The 8,404-nt window shown below is 69.5% G+C and carries 8 protein-coding genes; 5 read left to right on the forward strand and 3 right to left on the reverse strand.

Translation table 11 applies throughout. From position 1 onward, the window contains the following. Positions 1–114 precede the first annotated feature (114 nt). The gene (locus tag ACFVWR_RS15005; RefSeq protein WP_387213652.1) at positions 115–1,638 is read left to right on the forward strand and encodes an aspartate ammonia-lyase; all 1,524 of its coding nucleotides are present in this window, start codon (positions 115–117) and stop codon (positions 1,636–1,638) included. Beyond that, positions 1,635–2,066 carry a cytidine deaminase gene (locus ACFVWR_RS15010; RefSeq protein WP_387213622.1) on the forward strand — a complete coding sequence of 144 codons (432 nt, stop codon included), beginning with the start codon at positions 1,635–1,637 and terminating at the stop codon, positions 2,064–2,066. The genes ACFVWR_RS15005 and ACFVWR_RS15010 overlap by 4 nt, the downstream gene beginning before the upstream one ends. Here the strand turns inward: ACFVWR_RS15010 and ACFVWR_RS15015 are convergent. Continuing rightward, positions 2,063–2,980 (reverse strand): alpha/beta fold hydrolase, encoded by a 918-nt coding sequence (locus ACFVWR_RS15015; RefSeq protein ID WP_387213625.1) that lies wholly within the window; start codon positions 2,978–2,980, stop codon positions 2,063–2,065. The two genes, ACFVWR_RS15010 and ACFVWR_RS15015, sit on opposite strands and share 4 nt — an antisense overlap. A gap of 77 nt (positions 2,981–3,057) precedes the next feature. On the opposite strand from ACFVWR_RS15015, the gene ACFVWR_RS15020 reads away from it, so the two are divergent. Further along, positions 3,058–3,933 carry a fumarylacetoacetate hydrolase family protein gene (locus tag ACFVWR_RS15020; protein WP_387213628.1) on the forward strand — a complete coding sequence of 292 codons (876 nt, stop codon included), beginning with the start codon at positions 3,058–3,060 and terminating at the stop codon, positions 3,931–3,933. A 7-nt stretch (positions 3,934–3,940) separates the two neighbouring features. Here the strand turns inward: ACFVWR_RS15020 and ACFVWR_RS15025 are convergent, their stop codons facing one another. Continuing rightward, positions 3,941–4,705 (reverse strand): glycosyltransferase family A protein, encoded by a 765-nt coding sequence (locus ACFVWR_RS15025; RefSeq protein WP_387213631.1) that lies wholly within the window; start codon positions 4,703–4,705, stop codon positions 3,941–3,943. A gap of 45 nt (positions 4,706–4,750) precedes the next feature. Next, positions 4,751–6,244, reverse strand: a complete 1,494-nt coding sequence (locus ACFVWR_RS15030; protein WP_387213634.1) for an AlkA N-terminal domain-containing protein — start codon at positions 6,242–6,244, stop codon at positions 4,751–4,753. Positions 6,245–6,347: 103 nt separating this feature from the next. Between ACFVWR_RS15030 and ACFVWR_RS15035 the strand changes: the two genes are divergently transcribed. Beyond that, positions 6,348–7,739 carry an FAD-binding oxidoreductase gene (locus ACFVWR_RS15035; RefSeq protein ID WP_387213637.1) on the forward strand — a complete coding sequence of 464 codons (1,392 nt, stop codon included), beginning with the start codon at positions 6,348–6,350 and terminating at the stop codon, positions 7,737–7,739. Positions 7,740–7,978: 239 nt separating this feature from the next. After that, entirely contained in the window at positions 7,979–8,353 is a 375-nt protein-coding gene (locus ACFVWR_RS15040; protein ID WP_387213640.1) for an FKBP-type peptidyl-prolyl cis-trans isomerase, read from the forward strand. Positions 8,354–8,404 lie beyond the last annotated feature (51 nt).

Here is an 8,404-nt window from a genome sequence, read left to right on the forward strand (position 1 = left end):
GGCGGGCGGGGTAGGCTCGAAGGGTCGACGGCCACGAACGGTCGACACCTTCATCCTGCCAACGCACAACGAGAGGCAACGGAGCCGAACGTGAATTCCCCCACCGCAGCAACCATGGACGAACCCAAGACCCGCCCCATCCCGGTCGTGGACGCCAGTGAGAACGTCTCCGACGTTCCCGCGCCCAGCGCCGAGGGCGAGGTGCGAACCGAGAGCGACTCTCTCGGCGTCAGAGACATTCCGATCGACGCATATTGGGGGGTGCACACCTCCCGGGCGCTCGAGAACTTCCAGATCGCCAAGCGTCCGATCTCGGTGTATCCCGACCTCGTGGTCGCCCTGGCCAGCGTCAAGCAGGCTGCCGCTCGTGCCAACCTCGAGATCGGGGTGCTCGACGAGCGCAAGGCGAAACTCATCGACCGCGCCTGCCAGCTCATCATCGACGGCCGCTTCCACGACCAGTTCGTGGTCGGTGTCATGCAGGGCGGCGCCGGCACCTCGACGAATATGAACGCCAACGAGGTCATCGCCAACGTCGCGCTCGAACTGGACGGCCGCCCCAAGGGCGACTACCAGTACCTCAGCCCGATCGACGACGTCAACCGCAGTCAGAGCACCAACGACACCTACCCGACGGCGATCAAGATCGCCCTGACCTTCGCCCTCGCACACCTGCTCGACGAGCTGGCGCTGCTCCGCGACTCCTTCGCGGCGAAGGGCAAAGAGTTCCGGCACGTGCTCAAGGTCGGCCGCACGCAGCTTCAGGATGCGGTGCCCATGACCCTCGGCCAGGAGTTCCACGGCTTCGCGACCACTCTCACCGAAGACCACGCCCGGCTCACCGAGTCGAAATGGCTGCTCGCGGAGATCAACCTGGGTGCCACCGCGATCGGCACCGGCATCACAGCAGACCCGGGCTACGCCTCGGCGGCCGTGCGCCACCTCAACGAGATCACGGGGCTCAACCTCGAGACCGCCCCCGACCTCATCGAGTCGACGAGCGACGCGGGCGCCTTCATGTCGTTCTCCGGCGCTCTGAAGCGCAGCGCCATCAAGCTGTCGAAGATCTGCAACGACCTCCGCCTCCTGTCCAGCGGGCCGCAGGCCGGTTTCGGCGAGATCAACCTGCCGCCTCGCCAGGCAGGTTCGAGCATCATGCCGGGCAAAGTGAATCCGGTCATCCCGGAGGTCGTGAACCAGGTCGCGTTCTCGGTCGCCGGCGCCGACGTGACGGTCACGATGGCGGCCGAGGGGGGCCAGCTGCAGCTGAACGCCTTCGAGCCGGTGATCGCCCACTCGCTGCTGCAGAGCATCACCTGGATGACGCAGGGCTTCCACACCCTCCGCGTCAACTGCGTCGACGGCATCACCGCCAACGAGGAGCGGTTGGGCGCGATGGTCGGTTCGTCGGTCGGCGTGATCACGGCGCTCATGCCGCACATCGGCTACGCGGCGGCGGCGACTCTCGCCAAGGCTGCTCTGCTCACCGGCAACAACGTCGCCGACATGGTCGTCGACGCCAAGCTCATGAGCCGCGAAGACGTCACCCGCCTCCTGTCACCGGCCCGGCTGAGCGGCATCGAGACGATCACCTCGGCCATCCCCACCGTTCCGAACGCGATCGATCTCGGCGAGTGACCCTCGGCCTCGACCCCGTCGGCCTTCCGCTCACCCGGTTGGCCGGCGAGGTCCGCGCCTTTCTCGACGCCCGCTTCCCGACGGGGGACCACGGAGCAGCCGGCGTGCTGCTCGACGACGGCTGCATCGTGACGAGCACGTCACCTCCGGCGAGCAATCCCGCCGTCGACTATTGCCACGAACTGGGAGCATTCGCCGAAGCGTTCAAGCGTGACCGCCGCATCCTCGCCTCGGTGTGTATCGCTCGGGAAGGCGACAGGATGGTCGTGCTGAGCCCCTGCGGCGTGTGCCTGGAACGCCTGCGCGATCACGGTGACGACGTTCTCGTCGGCGTGCCTGCCCAGCCGGGCCGAGCGCACGATGACCTCCTGCGCTGGGTGAAGCTCCGCGAGGCCCTACCGTACGATTGGCGCCACGCGCCGTCTTAGGAGCGTTCGGCGCGCTCGGCGCGGTGGAACAGGGCGAGCATGTCGCGGCCGAGCTGGTGCGGGGCCGTCTCGCACGGACTGTGGCCGGTCGTGTAGACCGCGAGGGTGGCGCGGAGCGCCTGGGCGTTCGCAGCGTGCAGGTGCGTGGGCCACAGGTCGTGGTTGCCCGTGGCGACCAGCACGGGAACGCGGCTCTGGGCGACGCGCTCGCGCACATCCGGAACCCGCTTCATGAGTCCGACGATGTCGTCGACGCTCGCTCGTCTGGTCAGCCGGAACCTCGAGCGCACGAATGCCAGCCTGCTGGGCGGAACCTTGTTCTTGTTGGTGACGATGCCCCAGATCATCAGGCCGGCGCCCTGTCTTCCGCCGAGGAACCAGCTCAGCCAGCCGATGACCCGCACCCCTCGGAACGCTTGGCCGGGCTCCGGCGGCGTCGTGAGCAGGGTCAGGCTGCGGAACAGGTGCGGCTGCTCGATCAGCGCGAGCTGCGACAGCACGCCGGCGAAGGAGTAGCCGAGCACGTGCGCCGGTTCGCCCGAGCGGAGGAAGGCGAGAACGTCGGTCACCAGAAGCTCGTACGTGTAATGGCCGCCGGGCACCGGTCCCGCATCCGCCGACTCGTATTGGCCTGCCAGGTCGAAGCTCTGCACGAAGTACCCGCCGGCCACCAGGATGGGCGCGAGCAGGTAGAAGTCTTCTTTCGACCCCGTGACGCCAGGGATCAGCACCACTCGCGGGTCGGCCGGGTCGCCGAGCGAGACCACGGCGAGGGCGCCGCTCGGTGCGTCGAAGGTCGAGAACTGCGCGCCGACCGGGGCCACGGACCAGTCGATGTCGGGGATTCCGGCATCGAGTCGCGCAGCCTCGTCGTCACCTCCGGCGACTCCCGGTCGCCTCTCACCGATGGACACGCTCCAACGCTAGCCGACGCGCCCGACGTTCGCGCGCAGTGTCCGCGTCGACGCAGCGCGCCCGATAGCCTGAAGGGGTGAGATTCTCGCACCTCAGCTCCACATCAGACCCGACGCCGCGTCTGGCAGCCGTCATCGGTGACGGCGCCCTCTTCCTCGAAGAGGTGATGGACGACGCACCGCGCGACCTCCAAGACCTCATCGAACGCGGGGACGAGGCGCTCGCCCACGCGCGGGCGGTCGTCGACAACGCGATCGCCCAGCACACCTCGCTCACGCCCATCCGCGAGCTGCGGCACGCCTCTGCGGTGCTCCGCCCGCCGCAGGTGATCGCGATCGGTGCGAACTACGCCGCTCACGCCTCCGAGCTGAAACTGCGCAGCGAGAAGGCGGCGACGGTCTTCTCGCTCTGGCCGAACTCGCTCGCCGGGCACGAGGGCACGACCGTCTGGCCCGAAGACCTCACCACGCAGGTCGACTACGAGGCCGAGCTCGGTGTGATCATCGGCAAGCCGGCGCGCGATGTCTCGGAGAGGGATGCGCTCGACTACGTCTGGGGCTACACGGTCGTCAACGACATCACGGCGCGCGATCTGCAGTTCTCCGAGGCGCAATGGTCGCGGTGCAAGTCGTTCGACGGGTTCACCCCCAACGGCCCCGTCGTCGTGACCGCCGATGAGATCAGCGATCCGCAGGACCTGTGGCTCACGACGAACGTCGACGGCCGCATCCTGCAGGATTCATCGACCGCGGACATGGTGCGGTCGGTCGCCGAGATCATCGCTTTCCTCTCCCGCTCGGCGACGGTGCAGCCCGGCACACTCATCTCGACCGGCAGCCCCGGCGGCGCCGGCTACTCGCGCACACCGCCGGTCTTCCTGCGCGACCACTCGACAGTCACCGTCTCGGTCGGCGGCATCGGCTACCTGACCACCTACTGCCGGGTCACCTGAGCCCGCCTCAGGCGACCGCGCCCGGCAGTTCCTCGGCGTGCTCCTCTTCCCACCGGCGGCGCGCCGACCGGCGACGCCACGGCGACTCCTGGGGAAGGTGCATCCGCAGCGTCGTGTACGCCCAGCCGAGGCGGCGGCCGAAGCCGCGCCAGGTGGAGAACGGTCGCGCCGAGATTCCGACGGTGAGCCGTTCGTCGTAGCGCACGACCTGATCGGGGTCGAGGTGGATGGCCAGGTCGAGGTCGTCGTGGATGGCGCGGAGTCCGCGGTGCACGCGGCCGCGCATCCGCTGCCACACCTCGTGGCGCATCGCGAAGTTCGAGCCGAAGATCGGGGGATGCCCGAGCCAGATCTCCATCGACCAGAAGTATCCGCCGATGTAGAGCGCCTGGCCGAGCCCGGCGATCACGGCGTTGCCGTCGTAGAAGATCCCGGGTCCGGTGAGCACGCTGATCTCGGGGGAGTCGACGAACTCGGCCTCGATGTGCAGCAGCCAGTCGACGGGCGGTCGCGAGTCCGCGTCGAGACGCGCGATGATGTCGCCCGTCGCCGCGTCGTAGCCGGCGGACGCCGCGGGCCAGATTCCGCGAACCGGCTCCTCGATGACGCGCGCACCGTGCGCCGCGGCCACGGCGGCCGTCTCGTCGGTGCTGCCGTTGTCGACGACGATGATCTCGTCGGCGGGGCGCAGCTGGGCGGCGAGGTCGGAGAGGCTGTGAGCGAGCATCTCGGCGTCGTTCAATGCCGGAATCACGACGGTGATCGAAGGCAACCTGCCGTTCCTCCTTCACCGACCCGAACTTGTCCGTCTGCGATCCTACGCCTGAGAGGCGCGCCAGAGATGCATTCCGGCGTAGCTGCGCCACGGCGCCCAGCGCGCGCCGTACTCCGTTAAGGCTCGCGCTTCGGCCGGCAGGCCGAGCTTCGCGGCGCCCTGCCGGATGATCAGATCGCTCGTGAGCAGGATGTCGGGGCTCCCGAGAACGCGCATCGCCACGTAGCCGGCCGTCCACGGTCCGATGCCCGGTCGTGCGAGCAGGCGGCGCTCCAGCTCTTCGCGCGATTCGCCGACATCGATCACGAGTTCGCCGTTTGCGAGCGCCTGGGCCGTGCCGACGATGGCGTCGATGCGGCGGGCCGGCCCGCGGAGAACATTCCGACCGTGCTCGGCGATGTCCGCCGCGGCGGGGAAGAGCCTCGTGAAGCCGCCGAGATCGATGGGTCGGCCGAGCGCGTCGGTCAGCCGGGCCAGTGCGGTGCGGGCAGCGGGCACGGAGACCTGCTGGCCGATGAGCGCACGGAAGAGGATCTCTTCGGCGTCGACGGCACCCGGCACCCGCCGGCCGGGCGCGGCGGCGACGCTCGGAGCCAGCGCCGGGTCGGACGAGAGCGCGGCGTCGATCGCCTGCGCGTCCGCGTCGAGATCGAGCAGGCGACGGATGCGCGCCACCAGGGGCGCGAGATCGGCCACGTCGCCGAGGGCAGCCTCGCAGACCACGTGCGGCGACGCCTCGGTTCCGCCGAGGCTCAGGTGCACCACCGTGGGCCCGTGCGGCAGGTCGACGGCGCGGGAGTATGTGCCCGGGCCGCCGAGTTCGACGCCGGCGACAGCACGGGCGCCGAGGAAGTCGAGCACCGCACGGCCGTCGAACGGCGCCCGCGCGGGCAGCCTCAGCGTCAGAGAAGCCTCCCGCGTCTCTCCCGGCTGCGGCCGCGCGGCCGGCCTGCCCTTCGCGGCGGCGCGGATGTCGCCCGGCGTGGTGCGGTAGATCTCCGCCATCGTCTCGTTGAACTGCCGCACGCTCGTGAAGCCGGCGGCGAACGCCACATCCGTGATGCTGAGGTCGGTGCCCGCCAGCAGCAGGCGCGCGGTCTGAGCGCGGTGCGCGCGGGCGAGCGCCAGCGGCCCGGCCCCCAGCTCGGCGACCAGAACGCGGCCCAGGTGACGCGGCGTGTACCCCAGCCGGTTCGCCAGCCCGGGAACGCCCTCCCGCTCGACGGTGCCGTCGGCGATCAGTCTCATCGCTCGCGCGGCCAGATCGTCGCGCACGTTCCACTCGGGGGAGCCGGGAACGGCATCCGGCAGACAGCGTTTGCAGGCGCGGAGCCCGGCCTCGTGCGCGGCGGCGGCAGTGAGGTAGAACGTCACGTTGGAGGGTTTCGGCGCGACCGCCGGGCAGCTCGGGCGGCAGTAGATGCCCGTGGAGTGCACTCCGGTGATGAACTGCCCGTCGAACCGGGCATCCCGCGCGCTCATCGCCCGGTAGCGCTCGGCGAAGACGGGATCGGCCAGCTTGTCGGTGGTGCTCATGGGTCAAGACTGACACCGGCGACCGACATTCGATAGCGGTTTTCGGACATCACCGGTCGTGCCGATTCGGTGGCACGACCACCGCATCCCTAAGGTGAAGGCCATGGATGTTCTCGACTGGCTCAAGGCGGCTCTCGGCGACGATGCGGTCGCCGCCGGTGTGCTCAGCACCGATGAGGCGACCCTGGAGGCCGCGCGCACCGATCGTTCCGGCTGGGTGGCCTCCGGCCGTCCGCTGGCCGTGGTGAACGCCACGACGGTCGAGCACGTGCAGGCTGCGATGCGCGCAGCGAGCGAGTTCCGGGTTCCCGTGGTGCCGCGCGGCGCCGGAACAGGGCTCGCCGGCGGTGCGAACGGCACGGACGGCGCCATCGTCGTGAGCGTCGCCGGCATGAACCGCATCCTCGAGATCTCGGCGGAGGACGAGCTGGCCGTCGTCGAGCCGGGTGTCATCAACGGTGACCTGAACGCCGCCCTCGAACCGTTCGGGCTCTGGTTCGCCCCCGACCCGGCCAGCCGGGCCATCGCCAGCGTCGGCGGAAACATCGCCACGAACGCCGGCGGCCTGCTCTGCGCCAAGTACGGCGTGACCCGCGAGGCTGTGCTCGCGCTCGACGTGGTGCTCGCCGACGGCAGGCTCCTCCGCACCGGCCACCGCACCGTGAAAGGGGTCACCGGATACGACATCACGGCCCTGTTCGTCGGATCCGAGGGAACGCTCGGCGTCATCGTCGGCGCCACCGTGCGTGTGCTCCCGGTGACGCCCGGCACCGCGACCACCATCGGAGCGCTGTTCCCGGATGTGCGCAGCGCGGCAGCGGCGGCAGCGGCCGTGACGGCGTCCCGGCTGCGCCCAGCCGTGATGGAGTTGCTCGACGCCCCGTCGCTGGAGCGCATCGCGGCGTACCTCGGCGAGCAGACCATCGCCGAGGCGTTCGGCGCGACCGGCGGCGGCAGCTATCTCCTCACCCAGTTCGACGGCCTGAGCTCGGCGACGGATGCAGCGGCCGCGGCCGACGTCATCCGCGCATCCGGCGGAACCGTGCGAGTGTCCGCGGACGCCGCGGAAGGAGAGCGGCTCCTCGCGATCCGACGCGCCTTCCACCCCGCTCTCGAAGCGACAGGTGAGGTGCTGATCGAGGACGTGTCGGTTCCGCGGTCGAAGATGCCCGAGATGTTCGCGGCGATCGAACGCATCGGCGAGCGCTACGGCATCGCCATCCCCACCGTCGCGCACGCGGGCGACGGAAACCTGCACCCCAACTTCGTCTACACGGGCGAAGAGGTGCCGGAGAAGGTGTGGGATGCGGCGGGCGACATGTTCCGCACCGCGATCGAGCTCGGTGGCACGCTCACCGGCGAGCACGGCGTCGGCGTGCTCAAACGCCGCTGGCTCGGGGATGAACTCGGCCCCGACTCCTACGACCTCCAGGTGAAGCTGAAGTCGGTCTTCGATCCACTCGGCATCCTCAACCCCGGCAAAGTCTTCGGCTGAGCCCGTCGCTCCATCGAGGGGTCTAGCGACGCGACACGAAGCTGCCGGTTAACAGACTCATCGCCCGGTGGTGCGGCGATGCCTGCGACTCTCCCGGGCGACGAGTTGATCTGTGATCTACCTCCAGGGTGCCAACATTCGCGGGTGAGCGCAAGAGCGAATTCAGGAATGGGCATCCGGGATGACGCGCTCAGCGAACGCCTTTGACGCGGATGCGCACGAACGAGTTGGATGGAGGCATGGCAGAAAACACCAACCAGAAGCCCGAAGTCGACGCCCCTGAGGGTCCGGCTCCCGAGACCCTCGAGATCGTCGACATCGTCGAAGGCTCCGGCGCGGAGGCCGCTCCCGGCTCCAAGGTCGACGTGCACTACCTCGGCGTCGAGTACGAGACGGGCGAGGAGTTCGACTCGTCGTGGGGCCGCGGTCAGTCGATCAACTTCCCGCTGAACAACCTCATCAAGGGCTGGCAGGAGGGCATCCCCGGCATGAAGGTCGGCGGCCGCCGCAAGCTCACGGTTCCGCCCGCGCTCGCCTACGGCCCGGCCGGTGGAGGGCACCAGCTCTCCGGCAAGACCCTCATCTTCGTGATCGACCTCCTCGGCGTCAGCTGAGCGACTGCGCACCTGCGAGCACGAAAACGCTCCTCCGGCATGGGCCGGGGG

Origin of the sequence: Leifsonia sp. NPDC058292 (assembly GCF_042880955.1) — a bacterium.
Classification (GTDB): Bacteria; Actinomycetota; Actinomycetes; order Actinomycetales; family Microbacteriaceae; genus Leifsonia.

Bases quoted from the DNA above. Each gene is read 5' to 3' on its own strand.
- ACFVWR_RS15040 (WP_387213640.1), top strand. From the start codon at position 7,979: ATGGCAGAAAACACCAACCAGAAGCCCGAAGTCGACGCCCCTGAGGGT.
- ACFVWR_RS15035 (WP_387213637.1), top strand. From the start codon at position 6,348: ATGGATGTTCTCGACTGGCTCAAGGCGGCTCTCGGCGACGATGCGGTC.
- ACFVWR_RS15005 (WP_387213652.1), top strand. From the start codon at position 115: ATGGACGAACCCAAGACCCGCCCCATCCCGGTCGTGGACGCCAGTGAG.
- ACFVWR_RS15030 (WP_387213634.1), bottom strand. From the start codon at position 6,244: ATGAGCACCACCGACAAGCTGGCCGATCCCGTCTTCGCCGAGCGCTAC.